15 protein-coding genes are annotated in these 17,824 nt (G+C 57.3%); 11 read left to right on the top strand and 4 right to left on the bottom strand.

From position 1 onward, the window contains the following. Positions 1-17: 17 nt before the first annotated feature. On the bottom strand, positions 18-1,517 hold the full coding sequence (locus NTD81_RS01060) for a DUF853 domain-containing protein (protein WP_262178528.1): 1,500 nt from the start codon (positions 1,515-1,517) through the stop codon (positions 18-20). Between the two features lie 133 nt (positions 1,518-1,650). On the opposite strand from NTD81_RS01060, the gene NTD81_RS01055 reads away from it, so the two are divergent. Further along, entirely contained in the window at positions 1,651-3,528 is a 1,878-nt protein-coding gene (locus NTD81_RS01055) for a methyl-accepting chemotaxis protein (RefSeq protein WP_262178526.1), read from the top strand. A 51-nt stretch (positions 3,529-3,579) separates the two neighbouring features. Here the strand turns inward: NTD81_RS01055 and NTD81_RS01050 are convergent, their stop codons facing one another. Continuing rightward, positions 3,580-3,771: a hypothetical protein gene (locus NTD81_RS01050; RefSeq protein ID WP_262178524.1), complete on the bottom strand. Its 192-nt coding sequence runs from the start codon at positions 3,769-3,771 to the stop codon at positions 3,580-3,582. A gap of 26 nt (positions 3,772-3,797) precedes the next feature. After that, positions 3,798-4,649 carry a formyltetrahydrofolate deformylase gene (gene purU / locus NTD81_RS01045; protein ID WP_262178521.1) on the bottom strand — a complete coding sequence of 284 codons (852 nt, stop codon included), beginning with the start codon at positions 4,647-4,649 and terminating at the stop codon, positions 3,798-3,800. 315 nt (positions 4,650-4,964) lie between these two features. On the opposite strand from purU, the gene mvaT reads away from it, so the two are divergent. Next, the gene (gene mvaT / locus NTD81_RS01040) at positions 4,965-5,342 is read left to right on the top strand and encodes a histone-like nucleoid-structuring protein MvaT (RefSeq protein ID WP_262178519.1); all 378 of its coding nucleotides are present in this window, start codon (positions 4,965-4,967) and stop codon (positions 5,340-5,342) included. Positions 5,343-5,422: 80 nt separating this feature from the next. On the opposite strand, the gene sbcB is transcribed toward mvaT, so the two are convergent. Continuing rightward, positions 5,423-6,853 (bottom strand): exodeoxyribonuclease I, encoded by a 1,431-nt coding sequence (gene sbcB, locus NTD81_RS01035; protein WP_262178517.1) that lies wholly within the window; start codon positions 6,851-6,853, stop codon positions 5,423-5,425. 118 nt (positions 6,854-6,971) lie between these two features. On the opposite strand from sbcB, the gene NTD81_RS01030 reads away from it, so the two are divergent. From NTD81_RS01030 to NTD81_RS00990, 9 genes are all read left to right on the top strand, one after another. Beyond that, a complete protein-coding gene (locus NTD81_RS01030) occupies positions 6,972-7,724 on the top strand; it encodes a DUF975 family protein (protein WP_262178515.1) in 753 nt (250 codons plus the stop codon). A gap of 81 nt (positions 7,725-7,805) precedes the next feature. Then, positions 7,806-8,531, top strand: a complete 726-nt coding sequence (locus NTD81_RS01025) for an RDD family protein (protein WP_262178513.1) — start codon at positions 7,806-7,808, stop codon at positions 8,529-8,531. Next, positions 8,528-9,508, top strand: a complete 981-nt coding sequence (locus NTD81_RS01020; protein ID WP_262178512.1) for a stage II sporulation protein M — start codon at positions 8,528-8,530, stop codon at positions 9,506-9,508. The genes NTD81_RS01025 and NTD81_RS01020 overlap by 4 nt, the downstream gene beginning before the upstream one ends. Continuing rightward, positions 9,495-11,066, top strand: coding sequence for a DUF4129 domain-containing protein (locus tag NTD81_RS01015; RefSeq protein WP_262178510.1), 1,572 nt, complete (start codon positions 9,495-9,497; stop codon positions 11,064-11,066). Before NTD81_RS01020 ends, NTD81_RS01015 begins: the two co-directional genes overlap by 14 nt. Continuing rightward, positions 11,063-12,385, top strand: coding sequence for a DUF4350 domain-containing protein (locus tag NTD81_RS01010; protein WP_262178508.1), 1,323 nt, complete (start codon positions 11,063-11,065; stop codon positions 12,383-12,385). The genes NTD81_RS01015 and NTD81_RS01010 overlap by 4 nt, the downstream gene beginning before the upstream one ends. A gap of 154 nt (positions 12,386-12,539) precedes the next feature. Next, positions 12,540-13,688, top strand: a complete 1,149-nt coding sequence (locus NTD81_RS01005; protein WP_262178506.1) for a tyrosine-type recombinase/integrase — start codon at positions 12,540-12,542, stop codon at positions 13,686-13,688. Beyond that, the gene (locus tag NTD81_RS01000) at positions 13,688-15,367 is read left to right on the top strand and encodes a hypothetical protein (protein WP_262178504.1); all 1,680 of its coding nucleotides are present in this window, start codon (positions 13,688-13,690) and stop codon (positions 15,365-15,367) included. The genes NTD81_RS01005 and NTD81_RS01000 overlap by 1 nt, the downstream gene beginning before the upstream one ends. Continuing rightward, positions 15,364-17,262, top strand: coding sequence for an integrase (locus NTD81_RS00995; RefSeq protein ID WP_262178501.1), 1,899 nt, complete (start codon positions 15,364-15,366; stop codon positions 17,260-17,262). Before NTD81_RS01000 ends, NTD81_RS00995 begins: the two co-directional genes overlap by 4 nt. Continuing rightward, the gene (locus NTD81_RS00990; RefSeq protein ID WP_262178499.1) at positions 17,259-17,669 is read left to right on the top strand and encodes a TetR family transcriptional regulator; all 411 of its coding nucleotides are present in this window, start codon (positions 17,259-17,261) and stop codon (positions 17,667-17,669) included. The genes NTD81_RS00995 and NTD81_RS00990 overlap by 4 nt, the downstream gene beginning before the upstream one ends. The last annotated feature ends 155 nt before the right edge of the window (positions 17,670-17,824 follow it).

The raw sequence follows: 17,824 nt of genomic DNA, 5'->3' as shown, positions 1-17,824 counted from the left end.
GCAGCCTCAGAGCCCTCCTAGCGACCTTTGCTCTTACCGCCGAGCAGGGAACCCAGCAAGCCACGCACGAGTTGCCGACCAATCTGGTTGGCGGCTTGTCGTACTGCTGTTTTCATCATTTGGCTGGCCAGACCACCCAGCAGTTCACCGGCCATATCGCCAATGCCGCCACTGTCCTGCTCTTTGCTCTTAGTCACCGCACCTGGCTTCTCGGCCGGCGCCTGCGGTTCCACCCGCGCGGTGAGAATCTCGTACGCGGATTCACGGTCGATCGGTTTGTCATAGCGCCCCTGCAAGGGCGACTGACGGATCAAGTTGGCGCGTTCGCCTTCGCTTAATGGGCCAATGCGCGACTGTGGTGGCGCGACTGCCACGCGCTGGACCATGGCGGGCGTGCCCTTGGCCTCGAGGGTGCCGACCAAGGCCTCACCGATGCCCAGCTCCGTCAGCACCGTCAATGTGTCGATGCTGGGGTTCGGTCGAAAACCATCGGCGACCGCACGCAGCGACTTCTGCTCTTTAGCGGTAAAGGCACGCAAGCCGTGCTGAATACGCAGGCCCAGCTGCGCCAGAATGTCATCCGGCAAATCGCCAGGGGACTGGGTAACGAAGTACACCCCAACGCCTTTCGAGCGAATCAAGCGCACCACTTGCTCTAAACGCTCTTGCAAGGCCTTAGGCGTATCGGCGAAGAGCAAATGGGCCTCGTCAAAAAACAGTGCCAACACTGGCTTATCGGCATCGCCGCGCTCAGGCAGTTGCTCAAACAGTTCAGCCAACAGCCACAGCAAGAAGGTGGCGTAAACCTTCGGCGCCTCGTGCACCAAGCGGGTGGCATCGAGCAGATGAACCCGGCCGCGACCATCGGCCTGCGGCTGCAAAATATCCTCCAACTGCAACGCTGGCTCTCCGAATAACGCTTCAGCGCCTTGCTGCTCAAGGCCCGCTAACTTGCGCAGCAGCGCTTGCGCGGAGGTCGGATTGAACAGCGCACTGTCTTCGCCGAGCACTTCAGGATGATTCTTCAGGTGTCCGAGTAAGGCTTTTAAGTCTTTTAAATCCAGTAGCAGCAAGCCTTCACGGTCAGCCACTTTAAAGGCGGCATACAGCGCCGCTTGCTGACTGTCGGTCAGCTCCAGCAATGCGCCCAGCAACAGCGGGCCCATTTCACTTAGGGTGGTGCGCAGCGGATGGCCGCTCTGTCCATAAACGTCCCACAAGCTGACCGGGTAAGCCTGCGGCTGATGATTGAGCCAAGGCATCTCGGCGATGCGCTCGGCAATCTTGCCTTCTGGCGCACCAGCCGCCCCCAGGCCGCACAGATCACCCTTTACGTCGGCGGCAAACACGGCCACGCCGGCGTCACTGAAGGTTTCGATCAAACGCTGCAAGGTCACGGTCTTGCCGGTCCCCGTGGCGCCAGCAATCAAGCCGTGCCGGTTGGCCAAACGTAGCGCCTGCCCTACTGGTTGTCCTTGCCCATCGGCACCAATAACGAATTGATCGGTTACTGCCATATTGTTATCTCCATAGTTAAAGCTTTACTTCAGTAGGGTCGATATAGACAGCACTGCCGACGTTTTCCGTTCGGCAAAGATTGTCTTATGTCTCAACAAGACTGATGCCAGAACCTAGCGGACGCAAGAAGCTATGACCAATAACCTGAAGTTCAGTCACAAGATCCTGCTTGCAGCATCTCTGGTGGTGATCGCAGCCTTTTCGCTATTCACCCTGTACAACGACTACCTGCAGCGCAATGCGATCCGTGATGACTTAGAAAGTTACCTGCACGAGATGGGTGACCTGACAGCCAGCAACATATCCAATTGGCTCTCGGGGCGGATCTTATTAATCGAGGGCGCGGCCCAGACCCTGACACGCGATCATTCTGAAGCCGCGCTGACGGGCCTGCTTGAACAGAAAAACCTCACCTCTACCTTCAGCTACACCTATTTAGGGGCGGCCGACGGCAGTTTCACCATGCGCCCCGATGACCCAATGCCCGACGACTACGATCCCCGTCAACGGCCTTGGTATCAGGACGCGGTCAATGCCGGCGGCAGTACCCTGACCGAGCCTTACTTGGATGCCGGGACCAAAGAGCTGGTCATCACCATTGCCACACCTGCCCAAACGGCCGGCGTGGTGGGGGGGGATCTGAGCCTGCAAACCTTGGTCAAAATCATCAACTCGCTGGACTTCGGCGGCATGGGCTATGCCTTCTTGGTCAGCGCCGACGGCAAGGTCTTGGTCCATCCGGACGCCGCCCAGGTGATGAAGAACCTCAGCGACATCTACCCGCAGAACACCCCGAAAATCAGCCCTGACTTCAGCGAAGCAGAGCTCAACGGCAAACCGCGCATCCTCACCTTCAGCCCGGTCAAAGGCTTGCCTTCAGTTAACTGGCATGTCGGCATCTCGGTGGATAAAGACGCCGCCTACGCCATGCTGAGCAAATTCCGCACGTCGGCGGTGATTGCGGTGCTGATTGCCTTGGCTCTGATCATTTTCCTCCTGAGCCTGCTGATTAATGCGCTGATGCGGCCGCTGCGCACCATGGGCGAGGCCATGGATGACATCGCCCAAGGCGAAGGCGACTTAACCATGCGCCTGCGCATCCAAAACAACGATGAGTTTGGCCGCCTGGCCAGCGCCTTTAACCGCTTTGTCGAGCGCATCCATGGCTCAATCCGCGAGGTGTCTTCGGCCACCAGCCAGGTCAATGAGGTCGCCAAGCTGGTGGTCGGCGCCTCTAACTCCTCGATGATTAACTCCGACGAGCAGGCCAACCGGACCAACAGCGTGGCCGCCGCAATCAACCAACTGGGCGCCACCGCCCAAGAGATTGCGCGCAATGCCGCGGACGCCTCCAACCAAGCCTCGGACGCGCGTAATTTGGCCGAAGACGGGCGTCAGGTGGTGGAGCAAACCATCCAGGCGATGAATCAGCTGTCGAATAAAATCAGCACCTCGTGCAGCAATATAGAGACGCTCAACAGCAAGACGGTGAACATCGGGCAGATTCTCGAAGTGATTAAGAGCATCTCCCAGCAGACCAACTTGCTCGCGCTCAATGCCGCCATCGAAGCCGCCCGCGCGGGTGAAGCCGGCCGCGGCTTTGCCGTGGTCGCTGATGAGGTGCGCAGCCTGGCCCACCGTACCCAAGAGTCGGCGCAAGAAATTGAGCAGATGATTGAAGAGCTGCAAGTCGGTTCGCGCGAATCGGTCACCACCATGACCGAAAGCCAGCGCTACAGCGAAGAAAGCGTAGAGATCGCCAACCAAGCGGGCACCCGCTTAACCAGCGTCACCGAGCGCATCGGCGAAATCGACGGCATGAACCAGTCAGTGGCCACCGCCACCGAGGAACAAACCACGGTGATTGAGTCACTCAACGTCGATATCAACGAGATCAACACCCTCAACCAAGAAGGCGTAGAAAACCTGCAAGCGACCTTGCGCGCTTGCGCTGACCTAGAGCAACAAGCCAGCCGCCTGAAACAGCTGGTGGATAGCTTTAAGATTTAATCCCACAGCAAAAACGGGGCGCTCAATGCGCCCCGTTTTTTTGTGCCTGAATTATTCGCCTGGCGGCTCGCTGTCGTCTGCATCGGCCGGCTTGTGCTGTTGCAAGGTCTGCCACAGCTCAGCCGCTTCAGGGAACTCAGTGCCATCCTCAGGCGTTAGCTGCTGCGGATCATAGCGCTGGGTACAGCCCTCACCCACCACCTCAGGTGCGCTGGATGTTGCACGATCTAAGGGGTTAGCCATAACACCTCCGCCAAGGGATTCAGGACTTAGTTAAACACCACGGTTTTGTTGTTGCGGACCAACACGCGGTCTTCCAAGTGATAGCGCAAACCACGGGCCAGGACCATTTTTTCCACGTCCTTACCCAGGCGCACCATCTCTTCGATGCTGTCGCGGTGGCTCACGCGCACCACGTCCTGCTCAATGATCGGCCCCGCATCCAGCTCTTCAGTGACATAGTGCGAGGTTGCGCCAATCAGCTTAACTCCACGCAGCGACGCCTGATGGTAAGGCTTAGCGCCGACAAACGACGGCAGGAAGCTGTGGTGGATGTTGATGACCCGTTCGGAGTACTCGCTGCACAGCTGCGCCGGGAGAATCTGCATGTAGCGCGCCAGCACGATGACATCAGCCGCGTGCGCTTTAACCAGACGCTCGACCTCATCAAAGGCCGCCTGCTTATCTTGCGGATTAACCGGCACATGGAAGAATGGAATGCCATGCCACTCCACCATGCTGCGCAGATCATTGTGGTTGGAGATCACGCAAGGGATATCGCAATCCAGCTCATCGCTGTGCCAACGGTGCAGCAGGTCCGCCAAGCAATGTGATTCGCGGCTGGCCATCAGCACCACGCGCTTCTTCACCGCCGAATCGGTGATGCGCCACTGCATGGAAAACTCCGCAGCAATCGGCGCAAACGCCTGACGGAAGCCCTCGATGTCAAATGGCAGGGAGTCCGCCCGGATCTCGTGACGCATGAAGAACCAACCACTCTGAGGATCCGAATGATGGCTTGCCTCAGTAATCCACCCATTGTAAGTGGCCAGGAAATTACTAACCTTGGCCACGATGCCGACCCCGTCAGGGCAGGCGATGACCAATCGAAAAGTACGCATCAACGGCTCCAGCACGCAAATAAAGCCGCCATTTTAATCATTAGCGCAAAAAACTGCAGTACTCACTGGCCCGAGCTTGAGCTCGGCAGATCACCGAGCCTGCTTGCCCAGTGGAAAGTTCCGATTGGCTGGCGAAAATTTAACGGGCGCGGATAAATATGCATAACTTCAACAGCTTCATGAGTAACTATGATCGCGTTGATAGTGTCAATTAATACAAATGTTACAAATAACCTTAAAATAGTTTACTTGTCCAAAGTGCCTGTCTATTATTAACGTCACCTTTTAACCAAGCCATGATGCAGGTACAGACACATGTCGCTGATCAACCAATACCGCGCCACCGAAGAAGCTATCAAAGAGCTCCAAGAGCGCCTGAAAAATCTGTCGCAAGACGACAAGCTGAAAAAAGAACTGGAGTTCGAAGGCAAGCTGCGCGCACTGATGGGCGAGTATCAAAAGTCTCTGCGTGACATCATTGCCATGCTCGACCCAGAAGCTAAAAACAGCAAAGCTCCACGTGCAGCTACCCGTGCAACTGGTACTAAGCGTGCGCGTAAAATCAAGCAGTACAAAAACCCTAACACTGGCGAAGTTATCGAAACCAAAGGCGGCAACCACAAAGTCCTGAAAGAGTGGAAAGCCAAGTGGGGCGGTGACACCGTTGAAGGCTGGGCCACCCTGCTGGACTAAGCTCTAGCTCGCCAAGCCAAGTAAAACGCCAGCATTGCTGGCGTTTTTTATTGTCTGCGCTTTACCTATTTCCCTACTATTTATAAGCCATAAGTCACACGTAATGCCTGAACATACTCACGCCACACCGACAAAATTGCTTGCTGTTCTGCAGACCCATTGTCAAACAATTCTTCCAATGCCTGCTCAAATTGAGAAATGGTATTAGGCGCACCGTACTGCTCATCACTCAAACGCAAGCGACAAAATTGCTCCCACTGTTGTTGCTCCTGCTGATTTAAAGTGGCCGGGAAGTTACGCGCACGGTAGCGATACAATAATTCGATTAAACGATCATCAGTAAAAGACCATTGCGCCTGAGCTAACAATTGCGGATCGCTCTGACGTAATTGCTCAGACAATCTTCTATCACGTTCAGAAATAAATCCGTCATACAACTGCTGTTCAGGGTCGAGACTCGGAGCAAATCCTTCGTCACGGTATAGCTCGGCAAGTTTTTCCTGCCATTGCTCGCGATGGCTGCGTAATTGCTCAGCACGCCCCTGATACTCAGAAATATCCAATTGCAGGCGCTGTATGTCCTGTGCTCGCAACACGTTGAGCGGAGCCACTACGGGGCAGCGGTTAATGTGCAAAAGTTTAAGCGGTACCGGCAATTCGCCATCCGCTAAGTCATCACGGCGGGTATAGAGACGCTGACGCAAGGTTTCAGCGGCCTCCTCCCATAAAGGCGAGCAGTCACTGTGCAGGTCGCAAACAATTAGCGCATTGCGGTTACGCGGATGCCAGGCCAATGGCAGCACCACAGCTAAGTAGTGACGGCTGCCGGCATAACGCCCGGAGATATGCACCAAGGGCTGCAGCAGACGAATTTTCTCCTGCACCGCTGGTTTGCTGCGCAACTGGTACAGGTAGTCATACAGCTTGGGCTGTTTCTCGCGCAGCAGCCGCGCCAGGGCGATGGTCGCGCGGACATCCGCAAGGGCGTCGTGAGCCTGGCCGTGGTCGATGCCATTGGCCGCGGTGAGGCGCTCCAGTTTTAAGCTGACGCGGCCATCTTCTTCTGGCCAGACAATTCCTTCAGGACGAAGGGCGTAGGCGGTACGCACCACATCAATCAGATCCCAACGGCTATTGCCGCCCTGCCACTCCCGCGCATAGGGATCAAAGAAATTGCGGTACAGACTGTAGCGGGTCATCTCATCGTCGAAGCGCAGGTTGTTGTAACCCACGGTGCAGGTGCCCGGCTGCGCCAACTCAGCGTGGATACGCGTCATAAACTCGGCTTCACCCAAGCCTTGCTGGGCCAGCTTGTCCGGAGTGATGCCGGTGACTAAACAAGCCGCCGGATGGGGCAAGATATCTGGGCTAGGCTGGCAGAAGATATTCAGCGGCTGACCGATCTCTTCGAGCTGCTCATTGGTGCGAATGCCGGCCACTTGCAGCGGTCGATCACGGCGCGGGTCGATACCGGTGGTTTCGTAGTCATACCAAAATAGGCTGGAAGTCACGCTGTTATCCCCATATGAAGGTCGATCAGTCTAGCACTGCGACATCTGCTGACTTGTGGCACGCGTGTCAGTGCCTATAAAGTGCGGAACATCTATAACTCAAAAACAAGGATGCACAATGAGTGAAGTGAACCCCTACGCGGCCCCCAACAGCTCACTGCAACACCCTGTGAGCACGCAGCCGGTGCTCAGCATTGAGAAGGCCTTGCAGCGGGGCTACGACTTCAGCATTGACGGTCTGATCAGTGAGGCTTGGCAACTGGTTAAAGGCAGCAAGGGCATCCTGTTCGCCGGCTTTGTAGTGTTTTATCTGATCATTATTGCCATCTCCATCGCTTTAACCCTGGCTTTTGGTGGGGTCAGCGTGCTGAGTGGCAGCGCTGAGTTAGGCATCGTAGGCGAGCTGCTGACTAACCTGCTGGTATCGGCCCTGACCTACCCCTTTCTGGCCGGCATTATGATGGTCGGCATTCGCCGCGCAGCGGGCCAGCCCATCGCCTTCAATCAGCTGTTCCAGCATTTCGACAAGTTGCTGCCACTGGTGATCACCGGCGTACTCTCCACACTGCTGATCAGCATCGGCTTTATGCTGTTTGTCCTGCCCGGACTCTATCTCAGCATCGCCTATATGCTCGCCATGCCCTTGGTTGTGGAACGTGGCCTTAGCCCATGGCAAGCCTTGGAGACTTCGCGCAAAGCCATCAGCCAACACTGGTTTAAGGTGCTCGCCCTGCTCGTGGTGCTGACAATCATTGTTCTAATCAGCGCGATTCCCCTGGGCATCGGCCTGATTTGGTCCTTGCCACTGTTGATAATCGCCAGCGGTGTGCTCTATCGCACCATCTTCGGCGTGCTGCCTGCGGCACAATAACCTGATGCCAGCGTCGCCCAAGGCGGCGTTGGCGCCCTGCCCGCCAAGTGTTGACGCGGGTTTATAGGATGCTGCCGAGCTATGCCGCCAAGCCTCAGAGCCCCCCTGCACACTGCTAGCAAAACGCTGCTGGATACCCATTTGCGGGTTGAAACCCCAGAAGGCATCGACCTGCTGTTGCGTCCCGCCGGACCCACGGTACGGGCTTTGGCCTTTGCCATCGACCTGGCGATTCGCGGTGCTCTGCTGGGCGTGCTGTATGTGCTGCTCTCGCTGCTGGGCGACTTCGGTTTGGGCCTTGGGGTGATCCTGCTGTTTCTGATCAACTGGTGGTACATGGTCCTGTTTGAAGTCCTCAACCAGGGCCGCTCGCCCGGCAAACACTGGCTAGGCCTGCGGGTGATTCACGACGATGGCACGCCGATTGGCTGGGCGGCCTCCTTGACCCGTAACCTGCTGCGCGCGGTCGATATGCTGCCGGTGGGTTATGCATTCGGTCTATTCAGCTGCTTGCAACATCCGGCGTTTAAGCGAATCGGGGATATCGCCGCCGGCACCTTGGTGGTTTATCGCGAGCAACCGCTCAAGACGGTGACGCTGCCGGATGTACCTCCCATTAACCCACCAAGCGCCCTGAGCCTAGACGAACAACGTGCCCTGCTCAGCTTTGCCGAGCGCGCCGCCGAGCTGTCGCCGGCCCGCCGCCTGGAACTGGCGACCCTGATGGCGGAGCCTTTGCAGGTTCCTGTGGCACAAGCCGAACAGCAGCTGTACGGGATTGCCCGTGGCTTATTAGGGCCGACATGAAACAGAGTCAATTCGAAAGCCAAAATCAATCCGACTGGCAGCGCTTTACTGAGCAATTGGACTTGCTCGAACGCGGTAAAGCCGATGCCGACAGCAGCGCGAACTTTACCGCCCACTACCGGCGTGTGTGCCAACAACTGGCGTTGGCGCAAAGTCGTGGCTACAGCAGTCAGTTGGTCGAGCAACTGCAGCAACTGGCCCTGCGCGGCCACCAGCAGTTGTACCGCCACCGCAGCCCGCTGGCCGGACAGTTAATCGGCTTTATCCTGGCCGGCTTCCCGCGACTGGTACGCGCGCAATGGCGCTTTGTGCTGGCTGGCAGCTTGTTGTTCTTCGGCAGTTTGCTGCTGATGGGACTGCTGGTGTACGGCTTCCCCGATCTGGTCTACGCGCTGGTGCCGGTGGATCAAGTCAGTGACATGGAATCCATGTACGACCCTGCGGCCAGGCGCATTGGCCGGACAGCCGAGCGCGGCTCCAGTGAAGACTGGATGATGTTCGGCTTCTACATCATGAACAACATCGGCATCGCCTTTCAGACCTTTGCCAGCGGCGTGCTCTTTGGCTTGGGGAGCCTGTTTTTTCTGGTGTTTAACGGCTTGTATATCGGCGCCGTGGCCGGTCACCTGACCCATATTGGTTTCAGCCAGACCTTCTGGTCGTTTGTCGTGGGCCATGGCGCCTTTGAACTCACCGCCATCGCCTTGGCCGGCGCCGCAGGTTTAAAACTCGGCTGGGCCTTGCTGGTGCCGGGGCGTTACAGCCGCGGTGAAGCCCTGCGCCTGGCGGCGCAAGTCAGCGTGCGGCTGATTGGTGGGGTGACGGGCATGCTGCTGATTGCCGCCTTTATTGAGGCCTATTGGTCGTCGATGACCTGGGCCAGCCCTGGCGTTAAATATGCCGTTGGCGCGCTGCTCTGGATCTTGGTGCTGACTTATTTTGCCCGTGCTGGCCGAGGTGCGTATGCGCCTGAGTGAAGCCAGTGTAGTGATTCGTCCACGCACGCCGTGGGAGGCGATTGACCTTGGCATGCTGCTGGCCAAGCAGCACGCCGGCTTATTAATGCTCAGTTGGGCGATCATCACCCTGCCGCTGTTTGGCCTGCTCTGCCTGCTGTTATGGGACTATCCCAGCGTTGTCGTGCTGCTGTTCTGGTGGCTCAAACCGGCCTTTGAGCGCTTGCCGTTGTATATCTTAAGTAACGCATTATTTGGTGCGACGCCCAGCCTCAAACAAGCGCTCAAGGCATGGCCGGGCTTACTCAAGCCCCAGTTAATCGCCAGCCTGACTTGGCGCAGGTTCAGCTTGTCGCGCAGCTTCGCCCTGCCTATTCAGCAGCTCGAAGGGCTAAGTGGCGATGCCCGCCAACAGCGTTTTTTCAACCTTATTGACCGCAGTTCGCGCACCGACCGCTGGCTGACCATCGTGGGCAGCCACATGGAATACGTCCTGTATTTCGGTCTGCTGGGCCTGTTTTACTTGATGCTGCCAGTGCAGTTTGAAACCAATTGGCAGTGGGAAAAGCTGTTCGATGACTCTTCGCCAGAGTGGTTCTGGCTAGAGCATCTGTCCAATGCGCTGTATGTGCTGGTGCTGATTGTGTGGGAGCCGATCTACGTGGCCTGTGGATTCACCCTCTATTTAAACCGGCGCACCTCATTAGAAGCCTGGGATCTCGAACTTAAGCTGCGCCAACTGGGCCAGCGCTTAAAGGGCGTGGCAACGGTGCTGGCACTGAGCCTCGGCCTACTACTGGTGCAAGCCCCCGCTCCGCTGATGGCCGACGACAGCAAAGCGCTCCTGGCCCAAGACGCCAACGGCCCCAAAGCACCCCGCCTGCTCAAACAAGAATTGAGCAGCGAGCAAGCGCGCCAGAGCATCAACCAACTGCTCAATCAACCGCCTTTTGAAAACAAACAAAGCGTCACTCGCTGGCGTTTCGTGGATGAACCGGCCAAGTCCAAAGATGAAGAAGAATCCGACAGCGGCGCGGATTTCTTCAATGGCCTGCTCAACCTGCATAAATGGCTCAACGCGATTAATGGCCTGACCCTTGTGCTTGAGGTGCTGCTGTGGAGCAGCCTGTTTGGGCTAATCGGCTGGCTGTTATGGCGCTACCGCGAATGGCTGAAAACCTTCGTTGGCCGGGTCCAGCGCTCCACTAAAGCAGAACGGCAAAAGCCAGAACAACTGTTTGGCCTGCAAGTCAGCCCGCAGAGCTTGCCCGATGATGTGCTCGCAGAAGTACGCCGTCTGTGGAGTGAGCAGCCCCGTGAAGCCTTGGGTCTGCTCTATCGCGCGCTGCTCAGCCGACTGCTGCATGAGCAGCATCTGCCACTGAGCAGCGCTCACACTGAAAGCGAAGTCCTGCAGTTAGTCAGCACCCTTAATCAAGCCCCGCTGAGCCACTTCACCCAGCAGCTCACCCACGCCTGGCAAAACATCGCCTACGGCCACCGGCCACCGCCGGCGGAGCTACAAGAACCGTTGTGCCAAGCCTGGCAGCAGCTGGATAGCCCAGGAGTGGCGCCATGAAGCGTAGCTACAAGCTGATGCTGCTGGGCCTTCTGCTGATTATCCTGGGTGGCTTGGGTGTCGAACTATTCAATCAGCTGGAACCCTATACCGACTCCATCAAGCGCGGCCCATCGCCCGAGGCCAAGGCTAATCCGTATCTGGCCGCCGAGCACTTCCTGCGCCAGCAAGGTATCAGCGTGCAACAGGCCAATGACTTACATGGCCTGCACGACTTACCCAGCGCCGGCCACACCTTGCTGCTCTTGGGTGACCGCCGGCGGATGACGCCCAAGCAAAGCCAGCGCGTGTTGGACTGGGCCAGCAAAGGCGGGCATTTGGTGTTTGTCGCCGAAGCCATCTGGGACGAAGCCAAAGGCAAGAGCGGCGACCTGCTGCTCGATAGCCTCGGCGTCCAGCAGTTCAGCATGAGTGAGATGGCCAAGACGCTGCCGGATGACGATATGCCACCAGAAGATGCCGAGGACACGCCCACGGAGCCAAACGCGCAAGCCGCTGAAGATGCTGCGCAGGCGGAGCAAACAGACGCCGCGCCAACGCCTGAGCAGGCCAGCGCGGCCGCAGATGCAGACGCAAGCGACGAGACGGCCACAGCGGCCGAAGAGGATCGTTATCCCCTCCTAACCAAACTCTACCTGGAAAACGAACAAGCCCCGGCCTACATAGATTTTGATCCGGACTTTCACCTGTTCGACGCCCAGGACCGCGCCCATATCTGGGCCAATAGCGGCGAGGCCACCCATCTGCTGGAGATCTATCACGGCGAGGGGTTGATCACCGTGCTCAGCGACAGTTGGATCTGGACCAACAAGCGCCTTGACCGCTACGACAATGCCTGGCTGCTCTGGTACTTAAGCCAGGACAGCGCCGTGACCTTGGTGCATAACCCCGACCACGACGACCTGTTCAGCCTACTGCTGCGCTACTTCCCGCACGCCTTGCTGGCGCTGCTGCTACTGGTGCTGGCCACACTGTGGCATTTGGCGCCGCGCCAAGGCCCACTGCAACCGGCAGTCAGCCGGCACCGCCGGCAACTGCAAGAACACCTACGCGCCAGCGCCGACTTTATCCTCCGTCACAACGGCCAGCAGCGTTTGCTGCAAGGCCTGCAACAGGATATTCAGCGCCGCGCCCGCCAACGGCAGCCAGGCTTTGAGCGCCTACCGGTGGCTGAGCAGTGGCAAAGCCTCAGTCGCCTCAGCCGCCAAGCCCCGAGTTTTATCAGTCAATGCATGCGCACCACTGCCACGCCACGGCTCAGTGCCGCCGACTTCACCCGCCAGGTCGCCAACCTGCAAACCCTTAGGAATGCCCTATGATCCGGCACCTTGCAACCGTTAAATATTCCGTCTAATAGAAACAGACCCTCACGAATTCATAGTTGCAAGATGTGCTTGAGGGTCGATCTGATGGCCCTAACTCTGCCAGAGCAGACAAAGGGATTGGCTGCCTGGTCAGTACAGGGGATGGCAGATGGAGCTTGTGTGGGCTACTGACGATTTGGTGATCGCTGGGCAACCGTATCCTGGATTCCCCATTCTGCTATGGGACTCAATGGAAAGTTGTGTCCCAGCCAATCAGTTCTTTCGTCACTACCTGTTTCGCGGGGTCATTGGCTCTAAGCGATCCTGGCCCAGCACCGGTCGCGCGCTGTATGATTTCTTCAGCTTTCTCCAGGCCCATGAGATCGACTGGCGCGACGTTGATCGTGGCGAGGCCAAGAGCCTTGCGGCGGCCTACCGGGACTATTGCCTGGTGGCGTGCGAACTGGCACCGAACACCACTCACCAGCGCCTGCATTACATCTGCAAGTTCTACGAGTTCGCGCTGAAGGAGGGGTGGGTGAAACGCTTACCCTTTGCCTATGAAGAACGTAGCGTGAGGCGCGGTAAAAGCTTTCTTGCACATATCGATGCCAGTGGCGGCAAGGCTATGGCAAACGATGTGATGCCGCGTAGACATAAGGCCCTGCCAAAGTTCCTGAGCATGGCCGATGTCAAGGCGCTGCTGACCGCTGCGGAGAACCCTCATCACCGCATGATGATGCGCCTGGCGCTACATACGGGTCTGCGCCGCGAGGAGCTCGCCGCCTTTCCGCTGTCATATGTGTTCGATCCAGACAAGGCGCTACGAACCGAGCGCAACCTTCGCATCTACCTCGATCCATTCGACGGCAGCGGCATGGTGACCAAGGGCAGCAAACCGCGAGGTATCTACGTTAGTCGCGGGTTTATGGCCGAACTCTATCGCTATGTGACGAAGTTCCGCAGCGAGCGTGCGTCGCTGAGCAAGCCCCCGCAAAGGGCGCTGCTCCTCAACCAGTTCGGACGAACCTACAGTGAGGACGGTAAGAGCCTCAATCGGATCATCAGCGAGACAGGCAAGCGAGCGGGGATTAAGGTCCATACGCACATGCTCCGACATACCTATGCCACACATACCCTGATCAGTCTTCAACGCAATCCTGCGAGCGGACTGGAACCCCTAGTATTCATCCAACGGCAACTTGGCCACAGTTCGATTCAAACAACCATGGTTTACCTGCATCTGGTCAACGAAATAGCCGACGAGGCTGTGCTGGCCTATGACGATGAGTTGAACGCACTAGTGGGGGGGACTTGATGGGCAAGCGCAAGGTATTTACTAAAACCGATCTCAGCATCCCGCAAGTCGAGCACTGTCACAACGCAACAGGCAATGTGGTCATTCTCCCCGAGGTCATCCCGCCGACGAACACTACGGTCGAGTTCTGTCGGAGCACTATTAGCGCCCGGCGCTTCAACTTTGGCCGCTGGTACGGCGTCGGCATCGACCACGTTACCTACGTCTGTCAGCGTCAAATCGAGCGGTTCCTCGCCGGCCAGGACCAAGCCGCCTCTGTCACCACCATTGTCAGCTATTGCAACACTGGCCTGTGCAATTTCCTCGACTACTGCGTGCTGCGTAGGATGGCTTTTAGTCGTGACTTAGCTTTGTCTGATTTACATCGGGATCTGGTCGACGGCTACCTTACACATCTGGCGGGGCAGGGCTGGGTGATTAATTCTCAGAAGAGCGTCTATTCGAAGACCAAGCCTGTGCTGCTCGCCTTGGGTCGGCGTGGGCTGATCACTCTTATCAACTCCGGCGATGCAGCCACCTTTCCGCGCAACCCTTTCCCAAACAGCAACCTCAAGGGCAAGGGCGAGACGGCGCTGTCTAAGCGCGAGCTACAAGCATTCACAATAGCACTCAGGCAGGCACTTAAGCCGATCTGGAATGACGACGCACCAGTGACCAAAGAACTACTGGTCTTCGCTTTGTTGGTCATTGCGCTGCACACCGGACGCAATACAACTCCACTGCTGGAAATGGGCCGGGACTGCCTGCGGCCACACCCTAAAGACAACGCCGTATTTCTGGTGCTATGGAAGCGGCGTGGTTACAACACCAGCAAAGTGGCGCTACGCTCAGACTCGGACGCCAATCGCCTCCTGGAATCAACACCGAGCGTGAGAACCAACGTAGAGCGACTAATCCGCCGCGTGATGTCGCTGACCGAGTCTCTGGATGCAGATGCCCCGGACAACCTGAAGGGCCGAGTATGGCTATATCGCTATGGTAGCGGTAAGGGCGTCAGTCGAGTCTCGGCTTTGAATCCAAGTGCGCTAGTTGAGGCAACAAGTAGCCTCGTAACCAAATATAGCTTGACCGACAGCGAGGGGAAGGCACTGCGCATCAATGTCTCGCGCCTTCGCAAGACCTTCGCTAATCGTATCTTCGAGTTGACCGATGGCGACTTAACGACCTCCGCCGCGGCGCTCGGCAACACTCCCCAGGTGGCCGACCAGAACTACTTGGTGCCTGGCGAAGATGCCCGTCGCAACTGGCAGTTCATGGGTGAGGTACTGGTGCAGGAGTTGCTGACTAGTACCATCGGTACGACCTATAGGGACACCCCCATGGGCCACTGCTCCGACCTGGTATACGGTCAGTACGCCCCGGCGCGCGAAGGCGCGACTTGCATGAATTTCATGAACTGTCTGCGCTGCAAGCACTACGCGGTGACGGCAGAAGATCTGTACAAACTGTTCAGTTTCTACTTCCGCGTACTGACCGAGCGCTCGCGCATGGACAAGCGGCGCTGGGCACGGGAATACGCCCACATTCCACGACTGATTGAGCATTACATCGTTACCGAGGGGCTGCGTCGCGGCATCTTTAAGGCCACAGCTGTGGAAGCCGCCCGTGAGCGCGCCCGAACCCAGCCACACCAGTTCTGGTCGATTGATTTGATTGACAGCCTGGAGACATTTTCATGAACGGCAACCTCCTGGCGGCGCTACCCCAGGTACCTCTTCACACCCAGCCGAACGATGTGTGTGAGCTCGCAGAATCCGAGCGCGACGCTCTGATCATCAGCGCGACCAAGGTTGGTGAACACTGGGTCATCCTCAGTTGCTACGGCGATAACACCTGGCAACTCGACGGCTTCCCCAACAACATCTCTGCCAGCAAAACACGACTGGACTTCAGCATCGTGCCACCGGTATTTCGGGGGGTAATGAAGGCGGTGCTGTACCGTTATCTCCGGCGTGGGCGCACAGATTCGGGTCGGCCTAAAGGCGGCATAGTGCGACAACTTTTCTTTAATACAATGATATTCCTTCGGCATTTGGAGGCGCTCAAGCTCGACCACCTAGGCGGGGTGACACCTCTGGTATGTGCGAGCTATGTGACCGCCTGCAAAGCGTACCGGCAACCCCACCGGTCTAAGGGAAAACCGCTGTCGCAAGAGGGACTACGTAGACGTTTAGCGGCCGTCGAAGCGCTCTATGAACTGAGCCAGTACACCAATGACCCAATACCAAAGCATCCCTGGCCAGAGACGTCCTCTTTAGCAATGGCAGGGCTTACCGGTAGCGGCTCCCGTCAGAAGAAAGACAGCACGACACCACTAATCCCCGATGATGTGTTCTGCATCCTGTTCGAACGGGCCTACCTGCAGGTTGAACGCGGCCATCAACTGTTAGACCTTCGCGATAAGTTGGAAGTCATCGCGACGCAGCGAAAGAGGCAATGTCGCGAAGCCGTCATAGCGGCCAAGAATCGCCTTCTGAGCGATAGTGGTCGGAAGGGAGGTCTGAGAGCATTCAATAGGGCGCTGAGCGACCTGCGTACGGCCTGCTACATCACCCTGGCCAGCACCTCCGGCTGTCGCCACCATGAGTTGGCAAACTTGCAGTTGGGTGCGCACCACCGTACCCAAGACGATGAGGGCACCATCTATCATTGGATGCGCTCGCGGTCGGACAAGACTGACGTAGGAATTCATGACTGGATGATCCCTGAGGCCGCCGTGCTTAGCCTGCGCGTGATGGAACGCTGGTGCGCGCCCTATCAGGCCATGATCGCCGCAGAGATCGTACAGCGCCGCCGCGCCAACCCACATGATCCGCAAATTGTCGAAGCGCAAAAGCACCGGCATGCGTTATTTCTCGGCGTATATCCAAAAAAGGGTAACCAAGTGCGCACGCTTACCACGTGGGGTTTGGGTTTCAACCTAAACATATTCATCAAGGATTGCGGGTTGAATTGGAGTCTCACCAGCCACCAGTTCCGCCGCAAGTTTGCCAACTACGCCGCGCATAGCCGCTTCGGTGACCTGCGTTACCTCAAGGAGCATTACGCGCACTGGTCACTGGACATGACCTTGGGCTACGCGCTAGACGACAGTTGGGGACAGCACTTGGACCTAGACCTGTACGCCGATATTCAGACGGAATTGCAAGATATAAAACTCGGCATCGTTGATTACTGGCTGGGCGACGACCCCATGGCTGGCGGCTATGGTCGTGCGCTCAAGCAGTGGCAGCGGGAACCCCAGAACCTGCTGATATTCAAGGATCACGCCTCGATGCTGAAGTCTATTGCTGAAAGCACTGCGATTCGCAGCAACGGTCATGCTTGGTGCACCGCGGACAACGACGGTTGCGTCGGCAATACTCTAGAACGTACCCGCTGCGGCAACTGTAACAACGCCGTGATTGGACGCCGCCATGCGGCCATATACCAGCGACTCTACGATGATCTGAAAGGGCTGCTGCATTGCCCAGACATTGGAGAGAGCGGACGACAGCGCGTTGAGCGCGACCTGAATCGGTGCCGAGACGTACTGGCCCAGTTAGGCATGGACCCGGAGACCCTGATCGCATGAAGCCTATCGACAAGGCAACCAACTACAAGCCGGCTGAGGATCGTGAAAAGGATCTGCGGCTCGCGCTTTACCGCATCCAAAAGGGACGTACCCGCTCAGGGGAAACCAAGGTTACGATCACCGCAGTCGCCCGCGAAGCAGGAGTATCAACGGCGCTAATTCACAACTACTACCCAGGAATTGCCGAGGCTATCCGCGAGGCTCAAGGGCGTTCCAGTCGCGCCATGCGTGATGTGAAACACCAAGGCTTGCTTGCTGAGCGCAAGAAGTCCGCAGCCTATCGTCAGGAGATAGAGGAACTGCGGGCCAAGATCGCCCATCTCGCGTCCGTCAATGAGGTGCTATTGGACGAGAACCGTGTGCTCAAGAGTAAGATGAACGATCATAAGGTGATCAATCTTGCTTAAAGGAGCAAGCGTCCGCCCAACTCACCTCGAGTACGCCAGGCAGATACCCACTGGGGTAGTAGCTGCTAGCTGCGCGAGCAATAGCCTCAGAAAGGCAAAAGCCCGGAAATCAACCGGGCTCTGCAAATCCCTCAAGGGGGTTAAAAATCAAGTGC

The sequence above is a fragment of the Pseudomonas sp. 5P_3.1_Bac2 genome, assembly GCF_025465995.1.
GTDB lineage: Bacteria > Pseudomonadota > Gammaproteobacteria > Pseudomonadales > Pseudomonadaceae > Aquipseudomonas.
This window is presented reverse-complemented; position numbering and strand designations above follow the sequence as displayed.

Excerpts from the sequence above, each read along its gene's own strand:
- NTD81_RS01060 (WP_262178528.1), bottom strand. The coding sequence starts at position 1,517 with ATGGCAGTAACCGATCAATTCGTTATTGGTGCCGATGGGCAAGGACAA.
- NTD81_RS01055 (WP_262178526.1), top strand. The coding sequence starts at position 1,651 with ATGACCAATAACCTGAAGTTCAGTCACAAGATCCTGCTTGCAGCATCT.
- NTD81_RS01050 (WP_262178524.1), bottom strand. The coding sequence starts at position 3,771 with ATGGCTAACCCCTTAGATCGTGCAACATCCAGCGCACCTGAGGTGGTG.
- purU (WP_262178521.1), bottom strand. The coding sequence starts at position 4,649 with ATGCGTACTTTTCGATTGGTCATCGCCTGCCCTGACGGGGTCGGCATC.
- mvaT (WP_262178519.1), top strand. The coding sequence starts at position 4,965 with ATGTCGCTGATCAACCAATACCGCGCCACCGAAGAAGCTATCAAAGAG.
- NTD81_RS01030 (WP_262178515.1), top strand. The coding sequence starts at position 6,972 with ATGAGTGAAGTGAACCCCTACGCGGCCCCCAACAGCTCACTGCAACAC.
- NTD81_RS01025 (WP_262178513.1), top strand. The coding sequence starts at position 7,806 with ATGCCGCCAAGCCTCAGAGCCCCCCTGCACACTGCTAGCAAAACGCTG.
- NTD81_RS01020 (WP_262178512.1), top strand. The coding sequence starts at position 8,528 with ATGAAACAGAGTCAATTCGAAAGCCAAAATCAATCCGACTGGCAGCGC.
- NTD81_RS01015 (WP_262178510.1), top strand. The coding sequence starts at position 9,495 with ATGCGCCTGAGTGAAGCCAGTGTAGTGATTCGTCCACGCACGCCGTGG.
- NTD81_RS01010 (WP_262178508.1), top strand. The coding sequence starts at position 11,063 with ATGAAGCGTAGCTACAAGCTGATGCTGCTGGGCCTTCTGCTGATTATC.
- NTD81_RS01005 (WP_262178506.1), top strand. The coding sequence starts at position 12,540 with ATGGAGCTTGTGTGGGCTACTGACGATTTGGTGATCGCTGGGCAACCG.
- NTD81_RS01000 (WP_262178504.1), top strand. The coding sequence starts at position 13,688 with ATGGGCAAGCGCAAGGTATTTACTAAAACCGATCTCAGCATCCCGCAA.
- NTD81_RS00995 (WP_262178501.1), top strand. The coding sequence starts at position 15,364 with ATGAACGGCAACCTCCTGGCGGCGCTACCCCAGGTACCTCTTCACACC.
- NTD81_RS00990 (WP_262178499.1), top strand. The coding sequence starts at position 17,259 with ATGAAGCCTATCGACAAGGCAACCAACTACAAGCCGGCTGAGGATCGT.